The 24,113-nt window shown below is 53.8% G+C and carries 21 protein-coding genes; 17 read left to right on the plus strand and 4 right to left on the minus strand.

The features are described from left to right. Positions 1 to 117: 117 nt before the first annotated feature. On the minus strand, positions 118 to 807 hold the full coding sequence (gene phoB, locus AUC61_RS05155) for a phosphate regulon transcriptional regulator PhoB (protein WP_027901508.1): 690 nt from the start codon (positions 805 to 807) through the stop codon (positions 118 to 120). 159 nt (positions 808 to 966) lie between these two features. Between phoB and AUC61_RS05160 the strand changes: the two genes are divergently transcribed. Next, positions 967 to 1,347, plus strand: a complete 381-nt coding sequence (locus AUC61_RS05160) for a COG4315 family predicted lipoprotein (RefSeq protein ID WP_243244748.1) — start codon at positions 967 to 969, stop codon at positions 1,345 to 1,347. Between the two features lie 97 nt (positions 1,348 to 1,444). Here the strand turns inward: AUC61_RS05160 and ubiA are convergent, their stop codons facing one another. Both ubiA and AUC61_RS05170 read right to left on the minus strand, forming a co-directional pair. After that, positions 1,445 to 2,335 carry a 4-hydroxybenzoate octaprenyltransferase gene (gene ubiA / locus AUC61_RS05165; protein WP_243244749.1) on the minus strand — a complete coding sequence of 297 codons (891 nt, stop codon included), beginning with the start codon at positions 2,333 to 2,335 and terminating at the stop codon, positions 1,445 to 1,447. Further along, positions 2,335 to 2,895, minus strand: a complete 561-nt coding sequence (locus AUC61_RS05170; protein WP_422765005.1) for a chorismate--pyruvate lyase family protein — start codon at positions 2,893 to 2,895, stop codon at positions 2,335 to 2,337. Before AUC61_RS05170 ends, ubiA begins: the two co-directional genes overlap by 1 nt. 201 nt (positions 2,896 to 3,096) lie before the next feature. Between AUC61_RS05170 and AUC61_RS05175 the strand changes: the two genes are divergently transcribed. From AUC61_RS05175 to AUC61_RS05185, 3 genes are all read left to right on the plus strand, one after another. Then, positions 3,097 to 3,264: a rubredoxin gene (locus AUC61_RS05175; RefSeq protein ID WP_002555879.1), complete on the plus strand. Its 168-nt coding sequence runs from the start codon at positions 3,097 to 3,099 to the stop codon at positions 3,262 to 3,264. A 33-nt stretch (positions 3,265 to 3,297) separates the two neighbouring features. Then, complete coding sequence (locus AUC61_RS05180; protein ID WP_243244750.1) at positions 3,298 to 4,446, plus strand: NAD(P)/FAD-dependent oxidoreductase; 1,149 nt, start codon at positions 3,298 to 3,300, stop codon at positions 4,444 to 4,446. A gap of 189 nt (positions 4,447 to 4,635) precedes the next feature. After that, positions 4,636 to 4,911, plus strand: coding sequence for an HU family DNA-binding protein (locus AUC61_RS05185; RefSeq protein WP_003213368.1), 276 nt, complete (start codon positions 4,636 to 4,638; stop codon positions 4,909 to 4,911). Positions 4,912 to 5,026: 115 nt separating this feature from the next. On the opposite strand, the gene AUC61_RS05190 is transcribed toward AUC61_RS05185, so the two are convergent. Further along, on the minus strand, positions 5,027 to 5,722 hold the full coding sequence (locus tag AUC61_RS05190) for an OmpW/AlkL family protein (protein ID WP_243244751.1): 696 nt from the start codon (positions 5,720 to 5,722) through the stop codon (positions 5,027 to 5,029). A gap of 233 nt (positions 5,723 to 5,955) precedes the next feature. Between AUC61_RS05190 and AUC61_RS05195 the strand changes: the two genes are divergently transcribed. The 13 genes from AUC61_RS05195 (at position 5,956) to AUC61_RS05255 (ending at position 24,096) form a co-directional block, all read left to right on the plus strand. After that, on the plus strand, positions 5,956 to 6,624 hold the full coding sequence (locus AUC61_RS05195; protein ID WP_243244752.1) for a hypothetical protein: 669 nt from the start codon (positions 5,956 to 5,958) through the stop codon (positions 6,622 to 6,624). A 450-nt stretch (positions 6,625 to 7,074) separates the two neighbouring features. Next, positions 7,075 to 7,569 carry a type VI secretion system contractile sheath small subunit gene (gene tssB / locus AUC61_RS05200; protein ID WP_243244753.1) on the plus strand — a complete coding sequence of 165 codons (495 nt, stop codon included), beginning with the start codon at positions 7,075 to 7,077 and terminating at the stop codon, positions 7,567 to 7,569. 42 nt (positions 7,570 to 7,611) lie between these two features. Beyond that, complete coding sequence (gene tssC, locus AUC61_RS05205) at positions 7,612 to 9,150, plus strand: type VI secretion system contractile sheath large subunit (protein ID WP_243244754.1); 1,539 nt, start codon at positions 7,612 to 7,614, stop codon at positions 9,148 to 9,150. A gap of 24 nt (positions 9,151 to 9,174) precedes the next feature. Next, entirely contained in the window at positions 9,175 to 10,530 is a 1,356-nt protein-coding gene (gene tssK, locus AUC61_RS05210; protein ID WP_243244755.1) for a type VI secretion system baseplate subunit TssK, read from the plus strand. Continuing rightward, on the plus strand, positions 10,527 to 11,210 hold the full coding sequence (tssL, locus tag AUC61_RS05215) for a type VI secretion system protein TssL, short form (protein ID WP_243244756.1): 684 nt from the start codon (positions 10,527 to 10,529) through the stop codon (positions 11,208 to 11,210). Before tssK ends, tssL begins: the two co-directional genes overlap by 4 nt. 10 nt (positions 11,211 to 11,220) lie before the next feature. Then, positions 11,221 to 12,960 (plus strand): OmpA family protein, encoded by a 1,740-nt coding sequence (locus tag AUC61_RS05220; RefSeq protein ID WP_243244757.1) that lies wholly within the window; start codon positions 11,221 to 11,223, stop codon positions 12,958 to 12,960. Positions 12,961 to 12,974: 14 nt separating this feature from the next. Further along, positions 12,975 to 13,472, plus strand: coding sequence for an Hcp family type VI secretion system effector (locus AUC61_RS05225; RefSeq protein WP_243244758.1), 498 nt, complete (start codon positions 12,975 to 12,977; stop codon positions 13,470 to 13,472). Positions 13,473 to 13,604: 132 nt separating this feature from the next. Further along, complete coding sequence (gene tssH, locus AUC61_RS05230) at positions 13,605 to 16,292, plus strand: type VI secretion system ATPase TssH (RefSeq protein WP_243244759.1); 2,688 nt, start codon at positions 13,605 to 13,607, stop codon at positions 16,290 to 16,292. Next, positions 16,289 to 18,835 (plus strand): type VI secretion system Vgr family protein, encoded by a 2,547-nt coding sequence (locus AUC61_RS05235; protein WP_243244760.1) that lies wholly within the window; start codon positions 16,289 to 16,291, stop codon positions 18,833 to 18,835. The genes tssH and AUC61_RS05235 overlap by 4 nt, the downstream gene beginning before the upstream one ends. A 16-nt stretch (positions 18,836 to 18,851) precedes the next feature. After that, a complete protein-coding gene (locus tag AUC61_RS05240) occupies positions 18,852 to 21,101 on the plus strand; it encodes a hypothetical protein (RefSeq protein WP_243244761.1) in 2,250 nt (749 codons plus the stop codon). 16 nt (positions 21,102 to 21,117) lie between these two features. Then, positions 21,118 to 22,185, plus strand: a complete 1,068-nt coding sequence (locus AUC61_RS05245) for a formylglycine-generating enzyme family protein (protein WP_243244762.1) — start codon at positions 21,118 to 21,120, stop codon at positions 22,183 to 22,185. Continuing rightward, on the plus strand, positions 22,182 to 23,213 hold the full coding sequence (locus tag AUC61_RS05250) for a formylglycine-generating enzyme family protein (protein WP_243244763.1): 1,032 nt from the start codon (positions 22,182 to 22,184) through the stop codon (positions 23,211 to 23,213). Before AUC61_RS05245 ends, AUC61_RS05250 begins: the two co-directional genes overlap by 4 nt. A gap of 184 nt (positions 23,214 to 23,397) precedes the next feature. Then, positions 23,398 to 24,096: a DUF3592 domain-containing protein gene (locus AUC61_RS05255; RefSeq protein ID WP_243244764.1), complete on the plus strand. Its 699-nt coding sequence runs from the start codon at positions 23,398 to 23,400 to the stop codon at positions 24,094 to 24,096. Positions 24,097 to 24,113 lie beyond the last annotated feature (17 nt).

A 24,113-nucleotide genomic window follows, 5' to 3' on the forward strand; every position in this document is an offset into this window, starting at 1 on the left:
CAGGGTGCCATGCCAATTTTGATTCAATTAAACGTACATCCATGTCGAGCGCATACCGGGCGGTTGCGCTGCCTGTTTGCGGCTATCTGTTCAAGCTGTCGGTTTACGAACAGGTCATCAGCTCTTTGTAGAAAAGCGATAGCCTGTGCCGCGCACGGTTTGTACCAGATTTTCATAAGCGTCGCCGAGGGCTTTGCGCAGGCGCCGGATGTGAACATCAACGGTACGTTCTTCGACATAGACATTGCCTCCCCAGACTTGATCCAGCAGTTGACCGCGGGTGTAGGCGCGCTCTTGGTGGGTCATGAAGAATTGCAGCAAACGGTATTCGGTTGGGCCCATCTCTGCCGGCTTGCCATCAATGGTTACGCGATGGCTGATCGGGTCTAGCAGCAGACCGCCGACTTCAATAGGCGCCTCGCCATCGGTTGGGCCTGCGCGGCGCAATACAGCCTTGAGGCGTGCGACCAGTTCGCGAGGGGAAAACGGCTTGGTGATGTAATCGTCAGCGCCGACTTCCAGCCCCTGAATTTTGTTGTCCTCTTCGCCCTTGGCAGTGAGCATGATGATCGGAATGTCACCGGTCAGCTCATCGCGTTTCAGCCGCCGGGCCAGTTCGATACCGGATGTGCCGGGCAGCATCCAGTCGAGCAGGATCAGGTCCGGTTTACGGTCTACGATGATTGCATGGGCTTGCTGAGAGTTCTCTGCTTCCATGCAGTCATAGCCGGCCATTTCCAATGCAACGGCGATCATTTCGCGAATAGGCGCTTCGTCGTCAACGATCAGAATGCTCCTGCCAACCATGCTTGAACCTCTTGTCATTTAACTGTCTTGGGGCGCATTAGATAACGGAATTATTGCAGTCGTGTGACAGTCGGGGTAGGGGCTAGCATGCCACGTTCCTAAAGGACTAGTGTGTTGACTTGCCCACGACCATTTCCATAAGAAGAAGAGGATCTACCTATGTACAAGATTTCATCAACATTCATGGGGCTGGTAGCTGCTGCGGCCCTGGCGTCTTCCAGCCTGGTGATGGCTGCTGAACCCGGTATGACCGGCAGCACAGGCCTGCTCACTGACCACAGCGGTAAAACGCTGTACACCTTCGATAAGGACAGCACGGGCAAGTCTGCTTGTAACGATACCTGCGCAATCAACTGGCCGCCCCTGACCGCTGAAGCCAATACCAAAGCGTCTGGCAAGTGGACTCAGGTCAAGCGCGATGACGGCACGTTGCAATGGGCTTACGACGGCAAGCCGTTGTACTTCTACAAGGATGACAAGGAAGCCGGCGATGTAACGGGCGAAGGCAAAGGCGGCGTTTGGCACACCGTCAAACCTTAATCTGACGGCATCTTCTGTAGGAGCTGCCGAAGGCTGCGAGCTGCGGGGTTGTTGAAACATTGCTTCGCAGCCTCCGGCAGCTCCTACAGGCCTGGAGTTAATTCAGCGCGTAATCCGCGACAATCCCGATAAAGATCGCCAACCCTGCCCAGTGGTTATGCAAAAACGCCTTGAAGCAGGCATCGCGGTCGCGATTCCGGGTTGACCAGAACTCCCAGACGAAACATCCCGCCGCCACTAACAGGCCCAGATAGAAATACCCGCCCAGTTCAAAACGCGCACCGGCCAACAGCAGACAGCCCAATGCCAGGCCTTGCAGCGTCAGGATGATGGTCCGGTCAGCATCGCCAAACAGCACGGCGGTGGATTTAACGCCAATCTTCAGATCGTCTTCACGATCTACCATTGCGTAATAAGTGTCGTACGCCACTGTCCACAACAGGTTGGCGATATACAGCAGCCAGGCAGCGGCAGGCAGGTTGCCCGTTTCGGCGGTGAACGCCATTGGCATTCCCCATGAAAACGCTGCACCCAGTACCACCTGCGGGTAATAGGTATAACGCTTCATGAATGGATAACACGCAGCCAGCGCCAGACCCCCGAAAGACATCCAGATGGTCGTCGGATTAGTCAGCAGCACCAGCAGAAAACTCACCAGCACCAGCGCGGCGAATAAGACCAGGGCTTCTTTACTGCTGACTTTGCCACTCACCAGCGGACGCTGTTCAGTGCGTTTGACGTGGCCATCGACCTTGCGGTCGGCGAAGTCATTAATCACGCAACCCGCCGCACGCATCAAAAATACGCCAACCACAAAAATCACAATATTGAGCAGTGATGGCGAACCTTTACCGGCAATCCATAATGCCCAGAGCGTCGGCCACAAGAGCAGGTAAATACCAATCGGCTTATCGACCCGCATCAGTTGGATGAAATCCCAGATGCGAGGATTCAGGCGATTGAGGGATTTGAGTAGCGTCAGGTACATCAGTCATGCTCCACGGTGCGAATCGCCTGCCACAGCGGAGGCAGGAAGACTTCGGCTACCAGTATTTTCAGGGGGCCGCGGCTAAAGCATGAACGGCGTCCCCACAAATCATCAGCGGCGTCTGTTGCGGGCAGCCAGGCTGCAGGATAACGACAGACTTGCAGCGTACCCCTGTCGAAGGCCGGATCACAAAACAGCAACTCGCCCAGCGACCGCGTGCCGAGCGCCTCCATGTGCAAACCGCTTTCCTGCAGGGTGCTGCGGGCAGCGACACTGCGGGCGAACACCCATTTGTCGCCGTGACCGCGTAAATAGACCTCCCGCACCCAGCCAATGTTTTGCTCAGGCAAGCCAAGCGCCGCGCACTCATCGTCGCGCAGCGCTTGCCAGCCCTCGAACAGCGGCGTGACACTGAACTGGTCAGAAGACAAAGCAGTCAGGCGGCGGGTCAAGGAGTCCTGATGAAACAGCCAGTCCAGAACCCAGGGTTCGGCGGCGTCGGCGAGTAGCCCGCGTTCAAGCCAGTGCACAGGGAGGGAAGGGGAATTTTGCTCAGTCACGGTAAGCATTTATTGAGGCTGATCGAGGGCGCGAGCTTAGCATGATTGCCTCTGCCAGCCGACGACCGGCAACGGCTTGTGGTGATCACCGGGCTTGCATGTCGGCGCCGTGATCAGTACAAAACGCGCTGAGTTCGGCACAAGCGTGGCACCTGACGACCGCGTACCGCCCAAATAGCCTGAAAACATGAGAGATAAACGATGAAAAAGTGGCAATGCATTGTCTGTGGCCTGATTTACAACGAAGCCGACGGCTGGCCCGATGACGGTATTGCGCCGGGTACCCTCTGGCAGGATGTTCCCGAAGACTGGCTATGCCCGGATTGCGGCGTAGGCAAAATGGATTTCGAAATGATCGAAATCGGCTGATACAGCTTTTTACTCTCTGGTTTGGAAGTAAGTATGAACGCACCTGTTGTGATTGTTGGCACCGGCCTGGCGGGCTACAACCTGGCCCGGGAATTTCGCAAGCTCGATGGCGAAACGCCGCTGCTGCTGATCACTGCCGATGACGGGCGTTCATACTCCAAACCGATGCTCTCCACCGGCTTTGGCAAAAACAAGGAAGCCGACGGGTTGAGCATGGCCGAGCCGGGTGCAATGGCCGACCAGCTCAAGGCTGAAGTGCGTACTCATACCCGCATCAGCGGCATCGATCCTGGGCATAAGCGCCTGTGGATTGGTGAAGAAGCGGTGTACTACCGTGACCTGATCCTCGCCTGGGGAGCGGAAACGATCCGCGTACCCGTCGAGGGCGACGCCAGCGATGCCATTTTCCCGATCAATGATCTGGAGGATTACGCCCGTTTCCGTGCTGCGGCAGCGGGCAAGCGGCGGGTGTTGATCCTTGGTGTCGGCCTGATCGGCTGCGAGTTCGCCAATGATCTTATTCTCGGTGGTTATGAAGTCGACCTGGTCGCGCCTTGTGAACAAGTGATGCCGACATTATTGCCTCCCGCTGCGGCAACTGCCGTACGGGCCGGGCTGGAAAGCCTGGGCGCGCGCTTTCACCTGGGTCCGCTGATGACTCGCTTGCAACGTACCGCCGATGGCCTCGAAGCCCACTTGTCCGATGGTCAGGTCATTCAGTGCGACGTGGTGGTCTCCGCCATCGGCCTGCGCCCACGGGTTGATCTGGCTGCCGCAGCGGGTCTGCAGGTCGGTCGCGGCATCATCGTTGATCGTGAACTCAAAACCACCCACGCCAACATTTATGCACTGGGCGACTGCGCTGAAGTCGACGGCTTGAACCTGCTCTATGTCATGCCGCTGATGAGCTGTGCCCGCGCCTTGGCACAGACCCTCGCGGGCACGCCGACAGCCGTTAAGTACGGGCCCATGCCTATCACCGTAAAAACCCCGGTTTGCCCGCTCGTGGTATCGCCTCCGCCACGTGGCAGTGCAGGGACCTGGAGTGTCGAAGGGCAGGGCGCTGACATAAAAGCGCTGTGCCACGACCCGGCCGGAAACCTGTTGGGTTATGCCCTGACCGGAGCGGCTGTCATGGAAAAACTCGCCCTGAATAAGACACTTCCCGCGCTGTTGGCATAAATACTGGCCGTTCTGTCGGATAAGCCACATTTTTGGCTGCATAAACGTCGATGGTCCACTGGCGCCGACCAGAACAGCATGCCATCCTCATTCCCGTCTGCCGCAACGTAGAGCCGTTGCGGCGCCTGACTGCCGTTCTGCTTGAGCGGCGCGGGACATAAAAACAAAAATCCGTATAAGAGGCTTCATATGCGTAAACCAGAACTAGCGGCCGCCATTGCTGAAAAGGCGGACCTGACCAAAGAACAAGCCAATCGCGTCCTCAATGCCGTCCTCGAAGAAATCACCGGTGCATTGCACCGCAAGGACAGCGTCACCCTGGTCGGCTTCGGCACCTTCCTGCAACGCCATCGCGGCGCACGCACTGGTAAAAACCCACAAACTGGCGAGCCAGTGAAGATCAAGGCCAGCAACACCGTCGCCTTCAAGCCGGGTAAATCCCTGAAAGACAGCGTTAACCCCTAGTTACCAGCTGTACGCCTCGGCGGGAGGCGAGCAGTGAAAAAACGGGCACACCAACCAATGTTGGGTGCCCGTTTTTTGTTGCGTCGTCATTGAGGACACGCCGCTGCGTGCGTCCTCAGAACTTATAGCCAAGCCCCACCATGTACACGAACGGATCCACGTCGACATTCACCTTCGCCCGGACCCCAAGGTTGGTGTTGCTGACATACGCGTCGGTTTCGATGTCGATATAACGCATCTGCGCGTTAATCATCAGTCGGTCCGTGAGCATGTAGTCCGCGCCCACCTGCGCCGCCCATCCCCAGGAGTTGCTGGCGTGGAAGTTATCAAATCCTGCGGCACTGGCGCTGCTGCCTACGCTTTCGTCGTAGATCCAGGTGTAGTTAATCCCGGCGCCCACATAGGGTTGAAAGGCTGACTTATTGTCCAGTGGGTAGTAAATAAGGCTCAACGTCGGCGGCAGATGCTTGAGTGAACCAAGCTTGCCGTCCGCAATACCGCCGGAAGTGCCTTTGAGGTTCACATCGTGCTCAAACGGCGTAGCCGCCAGCAACTCGATACCCAAATGGTCGGTGATCATATAAGCGAAGTTCAGACCCAGTTGGGTATCGCTGCCCATGCTCGCCTTGCCGCCCAGATCCGTACCCGCCAGCCCGCCGCGATCAACTCGCACGCTGGAGCTGCTTTCTCTTGGGTCAACAGTCACGGCACCAGCCCGAACAATAATATCCCCGGCCTCATAGGCCTGGGCCGTAGACGCTGCCATGGTCAACATCAGCACCGGGATGCCGAGAAGGGTCAATCTACGCATAACTCACTCCACTATTCGAACGACGACCAGCCACGCATGGGCTACGTCAAGGAGGTCCGAGTATCGGGAAGTGACTCAGTGTGAACGTCTGCCGGATGGCATAGCGCGTTTGCGATACAGGCCATTAATACGTTACGAGGTTTGTCCCCTGAAGCGTCTAGGCTGCGAACTTCCGGCAAAAAAACAGGTCATAGCGTTGTGCCATATTGGCACTTCATATGGAAAACCTAGTGATGACTAGTAAGTCCGCTTTCCTGAGTTCCAAAATCCGAATCGCAGCATTTTTGATGGGTAGCCTTGCGCTGTCACAGGCCCAAGCCGCAGTCGATTTAAGCTCCTACGACGCCACTTCCCAAGACAGCATCGTTGCCAGCCATTACGAGCCAACGGGCGTCTACTCGATCCGTAAAACCGACGTCACCCTGGGCGGCCTGCAGCAATTGCAGAAAGAGTCCCGCCAGAACGCCAGTGAGCTGGCCGCTCTCAAAGAAACCGTCAAAGCCCAGACCCGTTTGATTGAAGAACTCAAACGCAACAACGGCACCACCACCCAAACCAGCAACGCCGAAGTGTCCGGCCTCAAGAGCAAGATGGACGAGCAAAGCCGTACCATCAGCAAACTGGAAAGCCAGCTCAACGACCTCAAGCGCAGCGCTGGCTCAAGCTCAAGCAGCAATTCCAGCTCCAGCGACTTGTCGAGCCTGAAAAGCAAAGTCGAAGACCAGAACCGCAGCATCAGCAAACTGGAAAGCAAACTGAGTGACGTCCAGCGCAGCTCAGGCTCGAACAACAACTCAAGCTCCAGCGACATCAGCAGCCTGCGGCAGGACATCAGCAATCTGCGCAGTAGCGTGGGGCGGCTGGAGAGTCAGGTGAGCAGTTTGAGTAGTAAGGTCAAGTAATTGTGGTGCGGCAAACGGGGCTTAGGCCCCGTTTGTTTTTGGTTTCTATGTTGACCCAAGTCACTTTCCCTCCAGCGGCGGCGCTGCATCCCGCTAGCCGCTGACCGTGTCCAAGCGCGCCTACCGCCACTCTCTAACTGAGACGGCTGTGCTATTACCACTGTCCATATTTATTACAACATTCTGCTGAAATGTTTTAATAAATTAAAAGAAAGGCTGGCTTGTAGGAAGTTTCGCTATTTCGTAGCGAATATTCCGAGGCCCACTTTGGTGGGTAGAGTTGTACGTTTCGATGGCTTATCCTCAACCTCTACACAAATAAATATATCTGAAAAATTATTTCCACCGGGGCGGCAGCAATCGCTGTCATGTTTTTGGTCCTGTGGTGAAAATTGCATTCAGTTCGTAATATTGACTTATGACGTTTTTCTGCGCTTGTCCGGAGGAGTTATGGCTTCAAATAGTTTTCAAAATGAAGTGCCTAAAGCGCGAGTGAATATCAAGCTCGATTTGCATACCGGTGGCGCGCAGAAAAAAGTTGAGCTGCCGCTGAAGCTGATGATGATGGGGGATTACAGTAATGGTAAAGAACAGCGCCCCCTGTCTGAAAGAAGTAAATTGGATATCAATAAAAATAACTTTGATAGCGTGCTTGCCGAGTATTCTCCAGCGTTGACGCTAGCGGTTGAAAATACACTTTCAGACGACAGATCCGAAACTTCCGTCGAGCTGAATTTCCGAAGTATGAAAGACTTCGAGCCGGAGCAGGTTGCACGTCAAATTCCTCAGCTGCGTGCTTTATTGGCGATGAGAAACCTGCTTCGTGATCTGAAATCGAACCTACTCGATAACGCGACTTTCCGACATGAGCTGGAACTCATTCTCAAGGATGAAGAGCTGAGTAACGAACTCCGAGCGGAGCTGGCTGCATTAGCACCCGCGTAAGATCGTTGCCCTATCCCGGTGTATTAAATAGGAAGTTGTGAAATGCCTGCAAAACAGTCTGCTGCTCAATCGAGCGGTGAAGTAGTCGTGTCTGAAGGAAGCCAGAGCGTATATAGCGCTCTCTTCGAGAAAATAAATTTAAGTCCTGTCTCCGTGTTGGGTGATATCGAGTCTTTTCAGACGACGGAATCGCTCGCTGACGCATCTGCCGATATGCGAGTAACTGCCGCCGTCAATGTGTTTTTGAATTTGCTCAACGATAAGTCTCGCAAAGTTGAGCGCCTGGATAAGACCTTGCTGGATGAGCATATTGCTGCTCTTGATGCGCAGATTAGTCGTCAGTTGGATGTTGTGATGCATCATGATGATTTTCAGCGTGTTGAATCGACCTGGCGTGGCGTCAAGTCTCTAATAGATCAAACCGATTTCCGTCAAAACGTGCGCATTGAGTTGCTGGATATCAGCAAGGATCATCTTGTACAAGACTTCGAAGATGCGCCTGAAATTTCACAAAGCGGTTTGTATGCACATACCTATACCCAGGAGTACGACACACCGGGCGGTGAGCCCATCGCGTCGGCTATCTCCAATTATGAATTTGATCGTAGCCCTCAAGACATTGCGCTGTTGCGCAACATATCAAAAGTAGCTGCGGCCGCACACATGCCTTTCGTTGCCTCGGTCGGCCCCGCCTTCTTCGGTAAAAAATCTATGGAGGAAGTTGCCGCCATCAAAGACATCGGCAACTACTTTGACCGCGCCGAGTACATCAAGTGGAAAGCCTTTCGTGACAGTGACGATTCGCGCTACATCGGACTGACCATGCCTCGGGTGCTGGGGCGTCTGCCTTATGGTCCTGACACCATTCCAGTACGTAGCTTCAACTATGTGGAAAGCGTCAAGGGCCCGGATCATGACAAGTACCTCTGGACCAACGCCTCGTTCGCATTCGCTGCAAACATGGTCAAAAGCTTCATCGCAAATGGCTGGTGTGTCCAGATTCGCGGCCCGCAATCAGGCGGCGCGGTCACGGATCTGCCCATCCATTTGTACGATCTGGGCACGGGCAATCAGGTAAAAATTCCTTCTGAGGTGATGATTCCGGAGACTCGAGAGTTCGAGTTCGCCAACCTCGGTTTCATTCCACTGTCGTATTACAAGAACCGCGATTACGCCTGCTTTTTCTCGGCCAACTCCTCGCAAAAACCAGCGCTCTATGACACGCCTGATGCAACGGCCAACAGCCGCATCAACGCCCGTCTGCCGTACATTTTCCTGCTATCGCGCATTGCTCATTACCTGAAAGTTATTCAGCGCGAAAACATCGGTACCACCAAAGATCGTCGCGTCCTTGAGCTCGAACTGAACAAGTGGGTCGGTGGACTCGTTACCGAGATGAATGATCCCGGTGATGACCTTCAGGCTTCGCACCCACTGCGCGATGCCAAAGTGACCGTAGAAGACATCGACGACAACCCAGGCTTTTTCCGGGTCAAGTTGTACGCCATACCGCACTTTCAGGTGGAAGGCATGGACGTAAATCTGTCGCTGGTTTCGCAGATGCCAAAGGCAAAAGCCTGAGTCACTTCGTAGGGAAACGACGTTATGAAAATCGACCGCCCTCTTTGGTTCGCGGGGTCATTATTGTCCCCGCAACAATTTCAGCAGCAGGCACGCTGGGAAGCCTGGGCCAATGAATCTCTCGCCCATCTGTCGCTGGCACACCCTTGGGGTATACAGGCAGTGGCTTTTGATGTGGAAGCCCTTCGACTGGGTAAGCTAAAAGCCACCCAGCTCCGTTTGCGCATGCCGGACGGCACCCTGATTGATACCGACAATGTAGATCGTCTGCCATCCGCGCTTGAGTTGGCACGACTGCTGTCCGATGACGCTCAGAGTGATCTCCTGCTTCTTGCCCTTCCTTTGGAGCAGGCCAACGGTAATAACTGCTTGCTTGAGGGGGGCAGGGCGGATCGCCCCATGCGCTATCGCCAGAACTGGCGAGACGTGCAGGACATTTACGCTGATGAAGTGCAGTCGGTTGCCATCCTTGAACAGGCCCTGAGCCTTCGCCTGGATAGTGATGAAAATGGGGACTACGTGACATGCCCGATCGCGCGCCTGGTAAGTGACGGACAAGGCGCCTGGAGTCTCGACCCTGTTTATGTGCCGCCTTTACTGAGCTTCTCCGCGCACTTGGGGCTGCTCACCCAACTGGACAATCTGTTAACCCAGCTAGCGTCCAAGCGTCAGCGGCTGATGAGCATGCGTCGTGAAAGTAATCAGCGAATGGCCGACTTCGCCGTCGCGGATGTGTCTTTGTTCTGGTTGCTCAATGCTTTGAATACCTACCAGCCCGTATTGGCGGATATCAAAGCCCACCCCTCACGACATCCTGAGCAGGTGTATCTGGAACTGGTCAAGTTAGCCGGTGGCTTGCTGACGTTTTCGCTGGATCACGACCTCGACAGGATTCCAGCCTATCGGCATGAGCAACTGGAGACAGTGTTCCCGCCGTTGCTGAACATAATTTCTACCTTGCTCGAAGCCAGCTTGCCATCGCGAGTTGTTGCGCTGGAGCTGGAAGAAGTCGGCGCTAATCGCTGGAAGGTAAAACTTAACGACGCTCGTCTGCGTGAGCCAGAGGGGGCGGAGTTTTATCTGTCTGTTCGCTGCCGTCTTCCGGCTGCCCAACTGCAAATTCAGTTCCCGCGCCTATGTAAAGCCGGTACGCCGGACGACGTCGACCGCTTGGTCAATGCAGCCCTCGACGGCATCCCTTTGTTACCCCTCAGCCACGTTCCCGCCGCTATTCCTTTGCGTTTGGAGAACCAGTACTTCGCGCTCGATCTAGCCCATCCAAAGGGGCAAGCCATGCTGGCGGAGGGCGTTTGTTCATTCTACGTACCGAGCACGCTTGCCGATGTGAAGCTCGAACTTTTTGCGGTATTGCGAACATGAGCCGGACCATCGCTGACAAACGACGCGTGAACGCGGTCGATACCGATTCGCTGCTGCATGACAGTTACTTGCTGGTAGTCGAACTTCGGCAAGGTGGCTCAGTACAAGGCAGTTCCAATCTGGCAGAGCTTTGTACAAAGCAGATCGAGAGTGTGCGGGAGCAGCTCAAAAGCAGGGACATTAGTCAGCGCAACATTGACTACATCAGTCATGCGCAATGCGCTTTGCTGGATGAAACCATCCTCTCTTACGCGACCGAGGACACCCATGCAAAGTGGGCTGGCGAGCCCTTGCAAGCCAGATTCTTCAGTCGCCATCAGGCTGGAGAGTCTCTCTACGAAGATGTGCGCGAGGTTCTTCGCGAACCGGCGCCCGATCTACTTGTGCTGACGGTTTTCCACCGAGTGCTGATGCTGGGTTTTCAAGGCTGTTATGCCGATGCAAAAGATCCGGAGCGCCTGCAGTTGCTGGTAGCGCTAAACGCCTTTGTTGAACCGTTGAAGTCCAGGCACACCCTACCCACGCAAATGAATGTTGGTTCTGGTCTGCGTCTGCGAGGCTTGGCTCAATCGCCGATGGGCCACGCTTTAGCCGTGTGTGTATTGCTTGCCGGGGCTTGGTGGGGGCTGGATCACTTGCTGGCTGGTTTGATTGCATCGCTCCCGTCTGACCAGGCGTGAGGGCGACCAGATGACGCTAAATCTGATGCGCTGCCTATGGCTTTGGGCAAGTGCGCTTGCTCTGACATTGCTCGCCATCATCCCGCTGGATATCGGGTTACGTGTATGTGCTGTGCTCGCGATTGCATGCTGCGTGATCGTTGCATGGCGCCGGGCCGGACGGCGAGTTGTGGATCTGAGTCATCCAATGGTTCTGGGCGAAGCGATGTCCTTGCCTCCAGCAGCCTATCGTCAACCCGTAATTCTTGTTTGTGGCGACGGCATTCACGGGCTTTTTGGTGCAGTTCCTGCTGAGCAATCCGCACTGCGCGTCACCCGACAGGGTTGCTACATTCGGGTGCCTGACCTCCTGCAGCTATCGGCTGTTGCCAACAGTGTCATGACTTTGCGCCCTGACTGGCAAGGGCAGCTCAGCGTCATGTTGGTTGTCAATCCGGGCGAGCATAGCGACAGCGCCGCAATCGCAGGTCGGGTGCGGACTTTCTGCTATGAGACAGCCTTGATTCGCAAGCGCGGTATTGAATTGCCGTTGCTGCTCGCGAGTTACGTGCAGGCTCAGCAAGGAAATGGCCCTTGGTTTAGTTGGGAAGCTGGCCAAGCCATCCCTAGCGTGCGAGAGCCAGGTGGTTGCGTCAGCCTGTGTGAATGGCAGCAGCATGGCGACGACTGCGTAACCTACGCCGAACGTCTACAGACTGGCGTTCAACTGACAAATATTGTGGGGTGGCTGAACGATGAGGTACTGCCACATCTCGCGCCTTCTGACGTGCGTAACACCGTCGGTCTGCCGTTCTCCTGCGCTATCACGTTGGTGTCGCGATTGCCTCGGGCAGTGCCGGATAGCGTCTGGCATCAATGGCTGCGTCACAAAGTCGGGCTGACTAATACAAAGCCGGCTTTTGATGAGATAGAAGCGGCTTTACCGTTCGCTGATCCTTTGTTGCAGTTGCTGCCCACGCATCACAAGAACACTGCGGTACGTCGCGCGAGCCTTATCGCACTGTGGCTTCTGGCACTGGCTTGTCTTATCGCAATGGTCAGCTCTGCCTGGCAGAACAATCTATTGCTACGCCAGGTCAGTGATGACCTGCGTCGCTACACGGCTATACCCGAGCCAACCCGTAAGGATCAGCCCGAGTTTGCATTACGCGAAGGCGCTTTGGCTGTTCTCAGGCAGGACGCCAAACGGCTGGACGACTACTACCGAAACGGCGAGCCCTTGGCGTTAGGTTTTGGCCTCTATCGTGGCGAACGTCTGAGGGCACCCGTGCTCTCGACGATTGCCAGTCATCGACTTCCTCCAGCACCTATTACACCGATCAAAACTGGGAGGCCGGTCCGACTCGACAGCCTTTCGTTGTTCAGTACCGGCAGTGCTCAGCTCAAGGCCGATTCAACCAAGGTACTGATCACTGCTCTGGTCGACATCAAGGCTCAGCCAGGCTGGCTGATTGTCATCGCCGGGCACACCGATGCCACCGGTAATCCTGAGCACAACTTGCAGTTGTCCCGTGCCCGGGCTGGTGCGGTACGGGACTGGATGCAACGCATGGGTGACATCCCGGATAGCTGCTTTGCGGTTCAGGGCTTTGGTGCAAACCAGCCCATCGCCAGCAATGACACCGAGACGGGGCGCACTTCCAACCGCCGCGTAGATATCCGTCTGGTACCGGAGGTGGGGGCTTGCATGCCTGCCACTGCCGGGCCAGACAGAAAACCACTGTCGCAACTCGCGACATTCAAAGACTGAAAAAGGAGCTTCACATGGCTATTCCCGTTTACCTGTGGCTGAAAAATGATGGCGGCGCTGAGGTCAAGGGCTCTGTTGACGTGAAAGGGCGTGAAGGAAGTATTGAAGTGCTGGCGCTGGATCATGGGGTTGCTATTCCCACTGACGATAACACCGGCAAGCTGACAGGTACTCGTGTTCACACCCCTTTTGTATTCACTAAGGAAGTGGATGCCTCGACGGTCTATCTGTTCAAGGCTGTGACCATGGGACAGACCCTGAAAAGCGCCGAGTTCAAGTGGTACGAAATCAACGATGCGGGCGAAGAGGCTGAGTGCTACAGCGCAACGCTGGAAAACGTCAAAGTCGTAAACGTCGCGTCGAAAATGCACAACGTCAAGGATCCAGCTTTCGGTAAGCAAAACCACTTGGAGGAGATCGAGCTTCGCTACGAAAAAATCACTTGGAAATTCGTGGACGGCAACCTTGAGCACAAGGATTCCTGGAACGAGCGTCCAGCCGCAGCTGGCTGATAACAGGGCAGCGGCGCGTCCCGTCTGCTGACCCTCGAGCGCCCTTTTTGGGCGCTCACTGAACACCCTTATGACCACCGTTCGCTTGCACCCTATTAAGCGCCAAGAATCCAGAACAAGGATGGCTCCTGCATGGCACAGAATTCCACTCGTTTGCTGCGTCGCCTAAACCCCTACTGCGCCCAAGCGCTTAGTGCTGCGGCCTCGCTGTGCCAAAGCCGCGCTCATTCAAGTATCAGCATCGAGCACTGGCTGCTCAAACTGCTGGAGCAAGGCGAGGGCGATCTCACACTTATTGCGCGTCGCTATGAATGGGATATGGATGCTATTTGGCAGGGCTTGCTCGACCATCTCGATACCTTGCCTCGCAGCGTGCATAGCAAACCGCAGCTATGCGAAAAACTGCAGCAACTGATCAAGAACGCTTGGTTACGAGCATCGCTAGATGACCACGCAGACAATTTACGCTCAGCGCATTTGCTGGGCGCGTTAATGGAAACCCCAAACCTCCTTGCGTGCGAAGCTGCTTGGCCACTGCTAAGCCTTGGCGAAACGCAATTACGGCATTTGTTGCCATTGCTGGATCTGCACTCAGAAGAGCGTCCGCAACTGCAACAAGAGGCCTCGTTGAACGCAACGGAGGCACCAGCAGATGTACTCGGCGACTCGTCAAGCGCCGGAGCCACAGCCAGTAGCGCCAAACACGATGCATTACTGGCCGTGCTGGACAAATTTACTCAAGACATCACTGCGAAAGCCAAGGCTGGCCAAATCGACCCCGTATTGGGCCGTGACGATGAAATCCGCCAAGTCATCGACATCCTCAGCCGCCGTCGCAAGAACAACCCTATCCTGGTGGGTGAACCCGGCGTCGGCAAAACCGCTTTGGTGGAAGGCTTGGCGTTGCGAATCGCGGAGGGGAATGTTCCTGACAGCCTCAAATCGGTCAGCGTCCGAACTCTCGATCTGGGTTTGCTGCAAGCGGGGGCGGGCGTCAAAGGTGAGTTTGAACAACGCCTGAAGAACGTTATCGATGCCGTCCAGAAATCGGCAAACCCTGTCCTGCTGTTTATCGATGAAGCCCATACCTTGATCGGCTCTGGTAATCAGGCGGGCGGTGCTGACGCGGCAAATTTGCTCAAACCGGCCTTGGCTCGCGGAGAGTTACGCACCATCGCTGCCACAACGTGGAGCGAATACAAACAGTACTTCGAACGTGATGCAGCTCTGGAGCGGCGTTTCCAGATGGTCAAAGTCGACGAGCCGGACGATGCGAATGCTTGCCTGATGTTACGCGGTCTCAAGGCGCGATATGCCAGCCACCATGGCGTCCATATCCAGGACGCAGCGGTCCGGGCCGCAGTCAGTCTTTCACGGCGATACCTGACAGGTCGGCAATTGCCGGACAAAGCCGTTGATCTTCTCGACACCGCCAGCGCACGAGTCCGCATGAGTCTGGATTGCGAGCCGCAGTCATTAGTCCGAATCAAAGCCCGGCAGGCGGCTCTGGAACTGGAGCGCCAGGCATTGGAAGAAGACGCGCAGCTCAGTGGCTGCCGCGCTGATGCACGTCTGGCGGCGATTGCAGCACAAGGTGCTGAGCTGCATGACCAGCAAATAATGCTGGAAGAGCAATACAGGCTTGAGCTCGACCTGACACAACAACTTCTCAGTGCACGGCAGCTTGAACCGCTGGAAATGGATACCTGCGCTCAGATTCAACAGCGTTTGAGTGAAGTGCAAGGTAACCAGCCATTGCTCTCACTTGATGTAGAAAGCCGCAGCGTCGCAGAGGTGATAGCCGACTGGACGGGAGTGCCACTGGGTAGCCTTCTCAAAGATGAACAATCCAGTCTGTTGGCGCTGGAGTATCAACTGGGTGAGAGAGTTATCGGCCAGGATCGGCCACTTCGTGAAATGGCCCAGCGGTTACGTGCAGCCAAGACGGGTCTGACTGAAGAGCAGGCCCCGCTCGGCGTGTTTCTGCTGGTGGGCACCAGCGGAGTAGGCAAGACCGAAACCGCACTGGCGCTGGCGGACAGTCTGTTCGGTGGTGAGAAATCGTTAATAACCATCAACCTTTCCGAGTATCAGGAAGCCCATACCGTCAGCCAGCTCAAAGGCTCGCCTCCGGGCTATGTCGGTTATGGCCAAGGCGGCGTGCTGACCGAAGCTGTGCGCCAACGCCCATATAGCGTCGTGCTGCTTGATGAGGTGGAAAAAGCCCATCGCGACGTTCTCAACATTTTCTATCAAGTCTTTGATCGCGGCGTTATGCGTGACGGCGAAGGGCGAGAAATCGACTTTCGAAATACCGTGATTGTCATGACCTCCAACCTTGGCAGCGACGAACTGCAAGCCTGCTTGCAAGAGTTCCCCGAGGCACCGGAAAGCACACTGCACGAATTGATGCGGCCAATTCTGCGAGAGCATTTTCAACCTGCCTTGTTGGCGCGCTTTCAGACCTTGATTTACCGCCCGCTACAAGCCGACGCACTCAAAAGTATCGTGGCCCTGAAGCTTGCGAAAGTCGCCAAGCGGTTGCATCGCCATTACGGATTGGACTGCCACATTGAAGCGCCGCTGCACGATGCCTTGGTTGCCGCGTGCCTGCTCCCAGACTCAGGTGCCCGCAACATCGACAGCCTGCTGAACCAGCAAATCTTGCCAGTGCTCAGCCAGCAATTGCTGCAACGCCAGGCAGCCCAACAAAAAACTCTCAGCGTGGCGCTCGGCTACAACGATGAGGAAGGCATCACCTTGCAATTCACTCCCGCATTGGACGCGAACTCACTCAGTGCTATGGAGGCGTCAATATGAACCTGCCAATAACTCTTCCCTTCGACCACAGCCGCCACAAGCTCAGCGTCGCCGAACTCGACGCCACCCTCGACGTACTGACCTTCGAGGGCGAAGAAAGCCTTAGCCAGCCATTCAAATACACAGTGGAATTCACTTGTGTTCAGCAGGACATCGCCGCCGAACAGATACTCGGCCGCTATGCGACGTTCAGTCTGCACGCCGCGCCTTTCAAGGCGCCGCTGAAGAACAGCTACTCATCAGAGGAGGCGGCCAAGGAGAAGTTAAAGCTTACCCAGCGCACGCACTATGGTGTGATCACCAGCTTCAAACGCCTGTCCGGCTCCAACGACGAGGCCCGTTACGAAATCACCTTGCAGCCGCGTTTGGCCTTGCTCGACAAAGGCAGGCAATACCGCATCTATCAGCATCAGTCGGTGCCGGAAATCGTCGACAGCATTTTGCGCAGTCGGCATGGTTTTTTAGGCCAGGACTTCTACTTCAAGCTGGCCCGCGAATACCCCAAGCGTCTGCAGGTCATGCAGTACGGCGAAAGTGACCTGGCGTTTATTTCCCGACTGCTCGCCGAAGTCGGCATCTGGTATCACTTCAGCAGTGATGAGCGCCTGAAGATTGCTGTCGTCGAGCTGCGTGATGATCAGCGTCACTATCAGTTTGATGTGCAACTGCCGCTGCGCGAGCAATCGGGTTTCACCAGCAACGGCGAAGACAGCGTCTGGCAGTTACAGACCAGCCACGCCGTTGTGGAAAAAAACATCAACTTCCGCGCCTATCACCACCGTGATGCCCACGCCTGGCTCAATGGCGAGGTCGATCAGACCCGAGGCGATAAAACCACCTACGGCGAGGCTTACCACTACGCCGAACCCTATACCGTTTTGGGCGACAGCCTTGCCCACGACGAGGATCTGCAAAGCGAGAGCGGTTTCTTTTATGCCCGCTTGCGCCACGAACGCTACCTCAATGGCCAGTGCCAACTTACAGGTGTGAGCAGCAGCCCGACGCTGGGTCTTGGTCAAGTGCTCAACATCAGCGGCGGCGCACCGCTGGCCTTTAAACCGGGAGCCGTCGTCACCAGACTGATCACCCGCGCCGCCCGTGACAGCAGCTTCGAAACCCTTTTTGAAGCCATACCCTATTCGGAAACCGTCTGCTTCCGGCCACCACTGCTCGCCAAGCCACAAATCGCCGGTACCGTCCCGGCCCGCGTCACCAGCCCGAAGCGCGGCGACACCTACGCCGAAGTCGATATGGAAGGCCGCTATCGGGTCAACTTCCTGTTCGACCGCGACGAGTGGCAACCCGGTCAAGAAAGCATGTGGCTGCGACTCGCCCGCCCATATTCCGGTGATAAGCACGGCCTGCATTTACCCCTGATTGCCGGTACTGAAGTGGCCATCGCCTTCGAACAAGGCGACCCGGACCGCCCCTATATCGCCCATGCCCTGCATGACAATTACCGCCCCGACCACGTCACCCTCAACAAACGCGACTACACCCGCAACGTGCTGCGCACGCCGTCCAACAACAAACTGCGCATGGAAGACCTGCGCGGGTCCGAGCACATAAAACTCAGCACCGAACACAGCGGCAAAAGCCAGCTCAACCTCGGGCATCTGGTGGATGCCCAGAAGCAAAAACGCGGGGAGGGGTTTGAGCTGAGGACGGATGGCTGGGGGGCTATTCGGAGTGGTAAGGGGTTGTTTATCAGTGCTGATGGACAGCCCCAGGCGCATGGCGACGCTTTGGCTATGAACGCGGCATTGGCGCAGCTCGATGAGGCGATGCAGCTTGTGAAGAGCCTTGCGCGAAGCGTTTCCACATCGGGCGCGCTGCCTGCTGACGAACAAACGCAGCAGGGTTTGCAAAATGCGCTTGATGGTCTTCGGGAGGCAGGTTTGATTGCCTCGGCACCTGCAGGTATCGCGCTGACGACACCTGCGAATATTCAGCTCTCGGCGGGCCGGACTCTTACCGCGACTGCGGGCGACAGCGCCGACATTAGCGTATTCAAACGCTTCAGCGTGGCTGCCGGGGAGGCCGTCAGCCTGTTCGCCCAGAAACTGGGAATCAAGCTCTTCGCTGCCCGCGGTCCGGTGGAGATTCAAGCGCAAAGCGATGCCATGAAATTGCAAGCAGACAAGGCGCTGACCCTGAACAGCATCAATGGCGAAATTACATTGAATGCTGAACAGGGCATCACGCTGGTCAGTCGCGGTGCGTACATCAAAATCAAGGATGGCTCCATTGAGATCGGAGCCCCAGGTGATGTGCGTATCAAGAACGACAACATCGCTTGGGGCGGAGCTGCCTCACTGGAACGGGCCATGACGCCAATGGTTTTGGAAGACCCTGTTTATAAATATCCGATGTCGGGTGGATTTCAGCTTACCGACAAGAAAACCCAAACGCCTAAAGCTCGTGTGCCTTATCGAATTGAATCTGCTGATGGGCGCGTGATGCGGGGTGTGACGGATGAAAACGGCTTTACGCAACGTCAACACAGCCTCGACTCAACCCCTTTCAAATTGACGTTCGAATAACCGCAGGGATAGCAGCATGAGTGAAGAAAAAATGTTCGCGGCCGAAAATTGGCCCAGTAAAGAATGCCCCATCGTCGTGGTGCCTCATGAGTCAGCGCAATGTTACTTCCGCCCTGAAACCGAGGAGTTTGTTTTTATCAGCGCCTGCGAAGCAGCATCTTTTGAAAATCACTGGCGTGATATGAGTACCAGTATGGACGATTTTCATAAAGCCAAGGATTACTACGACCATGTGTTAGCAAAATATGCGGATACAGCCATATCTGACGCCTTGGCAGCTGTTTCTCAACTCCAAGATGTAGATGCAGCGGAAATTGAGCTGGCGAAAAGAAGAAAGGAGATGCAAGAAAAGCTTGCCGATCTTTCGCACAAAGGCCTGGGCTATAAGGATGTCGTAGAGCTTATCCCCGTCGCTGGAAAAGGTGTAAGCGAGCCGGGTGGGGGTAAAGCGACTGGCCTTGTCTATGTCAACAAAGGCTATTTCAGTAAAACCCAAGACGGCCTAAAGCTGCACTCGGTATCTTTGAATGGCAAGGATAAAAAAGACGCGACCCAAAGCATCTACAGCAAGGACCAAAACGGTAAAACGCGGATCGATACCAATAAGCTCAAAAAACAACTTACAACGTTGAAGACTGCAAAGATCAAACTTGAGTTGAAAGACGTCCTCAAGTGGGCTGGCGCGGAGAAAGCCCTGGACGACTTGAAAGAGGACTACGTTCTTTATGACTGGGCTAAAAGCTGGAATGACAGCCTGCACGGGCAGAAAGAGTTTGGGGCGAACGTCGATATTTCAGGCGCTGCGCAATTTATGCGGTTTACTTCCAATGCCGGGGCAAAGGCCGAATTTGATGTAGAGAAAAAGCAGCTTTCCATTATGGGTGAATACAAGCGCACTTTGACGGTAGCTTCAGGTTTCGGCAACTTGAGCTTCTTCATCCCCGACCGCACGGGCTGGGGACTGAAAATGGAAATGGAGGATGGCCGTAAGGCCGACTTGGGCTTGGTTCGGCTTTGCATTGACGCCCAAGTCAGCGGGTTCCTCGGCAGTTCGTTGCAGCTTGAGGCTCAGTTGCAAGTGGTGCAGCTTGGCGACCAACAAATAGTCGCAGGACAACCGGGCGGAAACCTGCCGCGTTTTCGTGAGCGCAAAAACGACAAAACGTTCTACCAGAAAATGGACAAAGAGGATGAAGGGCTGCAGGTGTCGGCCGAGTATTTTCGCGGTGGCCGTGCTGAGTTCGCGCTCAAAGGGTCCTTGCAATGGATGAAGCCTACCCCACCCCCAGGCGATCCAGCAGCGCCTACTGGAATATTGAAATCCAGCGGAAAGTTCACTGACTTTTGCAGCGTAGGTGGAAGTATTGCCGGGTTGGCAGGGATAGGTATTGGCGGGAAATTTCACTGTACCTTTATTAATGGAAAGTTCTGTTTCCATGTTGCAGCAAGCCTGTGCTGTGGGAAAGGCGCCAAAGGTGGGCTGATGGCGGAAGTCGATGCGGCTAATATTGTCGAATTTGGGGCTTGGTTGATTTATCAGTTGTATAAGCTGGATTACGGTTTTTTCAATGTGGTGGAAGATAAAGCTTACATTGCGTATAGCCAGTACTGTGTTATGCAGATAGAGAAAATAGAGGAGAGTATTTATAAAGGTTATGACGGGGTCGTGAAGACTACGAGAGAGATTGCAGGTAAATTTAACGAATACCTTAATGCTCTTGAAGAGGAAAATAGGAAGGGCTTGATAATTTCAGAACACCGAAATCGGTTGGCGAAAAATATTATAGAAAAGAAGCGTGATCTGTTATTGCACACGCCTGAGGCTAAAGGGATTCTTCTTTATTTGCTGACACGACATGGAATAATGGACCATCTGGATGCGGATAATATAACTTTGCTGGGTGACATTTATGCTGATCGCAAAGAGGCAATTATCTGTGTGCTGACAAGTGTCCAGACTATCTCCGAGTGGAGCAAGGTGATGTGCCGTATCACCGTAGATGGCTCAAGCTTACGCGGGGAGAATAGCGAAGCCGAAGTAGCAAAGATACAGGCTCAGCATCTGGTACGCTTCCTTCAAGAAGGCCACAATCGATCTAAAGATTTGATAAACATATTTAATAGGCTGAAGAAAAAAATTACCTTAGGTTACGCCCTAGACATGAATGATACGGCGTTCTATCAACTCAATAGTGAATCTAACCCCAATTTTCCGCGGCGTTGTGATTTTGGGCCGTGTAAACCGGAAATTGGTCAGCTGGCATAAGCTTAGGGGAAAGTCCATGATAATTCAGAAGTTCATGGTTGGTGCCGCTATAGCTTTTGTCATGCAAGGCTGCGAACAACCAGCACAGTTGACAGCGCCAACTCCAACTGTTGTCACTAAAGCAGAGCTTCGGCAGTATGTTGCATCTGTTAAAGATAATCTAATATTCGTCGAGGGTGGGGAATTCCTCATGGGCGACTTCGGCCTTCAATACGCCCCTGAACGAGCGCCCTATGATCGTGATCAAGATAGCAAGCCGCTGCACAGAATTGAACTCAGTAGTTATTCGATCAATAAATTTAAGGTGACAAATGCGGAGTTTCAGTTCTACATAAAATATAATAAGTTGAAATTAAGGAAAGACGGCTCGGTGGTTCAGTCGGAGTGGGACAGCATTAATTTGCCGCCCAATATACCTGCGCATATCGATTGGTATGAGGCTGAGCAATATTGTAACTGGCTTGCCTCGATCACTGATTTACCATTCGCCTTGCCTACAGAAGCTCAGTGGGAGTATGCGGCGCGCAGCCGTGGACAGTTTCTAATGGTCGCTACTGATGATGGCACATATAAAGCCGAGCCCCTGAGCCTGCTTACCGAAAAATATTCTCCCAAAGGAATAAATATTTCCACTAATGGAGATCGATTAGATTTCGCTAAAAGCTCAGGCTGGAAAACGGGGTTTTATACGCCCCTGCCAGTGGATAAGTTTCCGCCCAACCCGCTTGGCTTGTATTCCATGTCAGATAATGGTTATGAATGGACCAAAGATTGGTACGATGCGGATTATTATAATTACTCGCCCGTGAGGAACCCACAAGGTCCTGAAAGCCCGGTTCATAAGGATTCGTTTGGAAACTTTACAAAAGTGATGCGCGGGCAAAGTGATGCTAATCCTTATTGGGGCGGTGGAGTAAATGTACACAGGACGGCGAAGGATCCATTAGGTCGATTTGCCGAAAAAGGCACGATTGTGCTGGACAGCAGCACTATGCGCTGCGTGGTCAACAGCCCTGGACCGGTGACCTCGTCATCCATGAATAAGCCCGATGCCGACTCCTCTAAGCTAGAGGTTCGACAATGAACAGCCTTAAAATAGCGATGGGCATTTTTACGACCTTGGCGCTACAGGGCTGCGAGCAGGCAGCAACTACAGCGGAGGGTTTTGTAGCCACTACTGATGTGGAGCTTCAGCAATTTGTAGCATCTATTAAAAATAATCTGACATTCGTCGAAGGTGGTGAGTTTTTAATGGGTGACTTTGGCCCTCAATACTCCCCTGAACGAGCGCCTTATGATCGTGATCAGGATAGTAAGCCGCTACATCGGGTTGAGCTAAGTAATTATTCTATTAGTAAATTCAAAGTCACTAATTCAGAGTTTCAACTCTATCTAAAATACAACGGTCTGACATTGCGTGAGAAAGGCCGGGCTTCCAAGTCCGAATGGAATAGTATTAATTCAGCACCCAATACTCCTGCTCATATCGACTGGTACGAGGCTGAGCTATACTGTAGTTGGCTCAGCTCTGTCATGGATCTGCCCTTAGCCCTGCCTACAGAAGCTCAATGGGAGTATGCCGCGCGCAGCCGTGGTCAGTTCCTTATAGTCGCTACCGACGATGGTACATATAAAGCTGAGCCTCGAAGCTTGCTTACAAAAGACTACTCTCCAAAAGGGATAAATATTTCCACCAATGGAGATCGAGCTGAGTTTGCTAAAAATCGTGGTTGGAAAACCGGATTTTACACGCCTCTACCCGTAGATATGTTTCCGCCTAACTCAATGGGGCTTTATTCGATGTCAGACAACGGCTATGAATGGGTCAGGGATTGGTATGATCCGGATTATTATAAAAAATCACCATTTAAGGACCCCCAGGGGCCTGACGAACCTGTATTCAGGGACAAATTTGGACATTTCACCAAGGTGACTCGTGGGCAGGACTACGCGGACCCCTATTGGGGTGGAGGGATCAACGTGTATAGAACGCCCGAAGATCCGCATGGCCGCTTAGGAGAGAATAGTTCAATTTATCTGGCTGACAAAACAATGCGCTGCGTAGTTAACAGTTCAGATCCAGTAGCAACAAATCAGCCCAAGGCCCAGTGAGACACAGAATTTTTAATTAATGCCTAGAGCTCATGTTGAGTTTACCTGTGTCCTCAGGCTGTTCGTATAAATAAACAGTTGAAGTGCTACCGCGTCGCTTTTCGCGGACCATTTCTACAATCTGTTTTTTATAACACAACCCAAAAATGGTGTGTTTTATGCTGCCCTTTGTAAGGAATCCAAAATGAAAATCATCTCAAAAATCAAATATATATTGATTGCCATTGGCCTGCCTATGCTCATGGGTGCCGTCTTTGATTATTACAGTACGGTCTCTTTCCTAGAAAGCGCGCTGTCAGCAGAGGGCACGATTACAGACTTTGAGGAGCATTATAACGATGGTTCTGTCACTTACCGTCCAGTCGTGGAGTTCGTCGATAGCAATAACCAACTGATCGAGTTCATCTCCTCCACGGGGAGGGGGCGTAGCGTTTACTCCTTGGGTGAAAAAATAGGCGTTGTTTATTCGCCTTCGAACCCTCAACAGGCGTCGCTGGATAGCTTTTTCTCTCTCTGGGGGACGACGTTGATCACTACGATTTTAGGGGCGTCATTTTTTTCTGTGGGTATTTTTATTTTTCTGATTGGGAAGTTTAAACAAAGGAAAAACGGATATTTGCAGCGTGATGGTGTAGCCGTTAATGCGAGGTTCCAAGGGGTAAGGCTTAACCATACGCTCTCCGTCAATGGCCGTAACCCTTACGTGATTGATTGCCACTGGACGAATCCAGAAACTTACCGCGTTCATGTGTTTGAAAGTGACAATATCTGGTTCGATCCTTCCAGCTATATAAGCAGCGAAGAAATCAGGGTGTTTATGGATAAAAAGAACACCCGTAAATATTACGTTGATACCTCTTTTTTACCTCAACTGGCCAAATAAAAGCCTGCAATTTCACA

The organism is Pseudomonas maioricensis, assembly GCF_022790535.1.
Taxonomy (GTDB): Bacteria; Pseudomonadota; Gammaproteobacteria; order Pseudomonadales; family Pseudomonadaceae; genus Aquipseudomonas; species Aquipseudomonas maioricensis.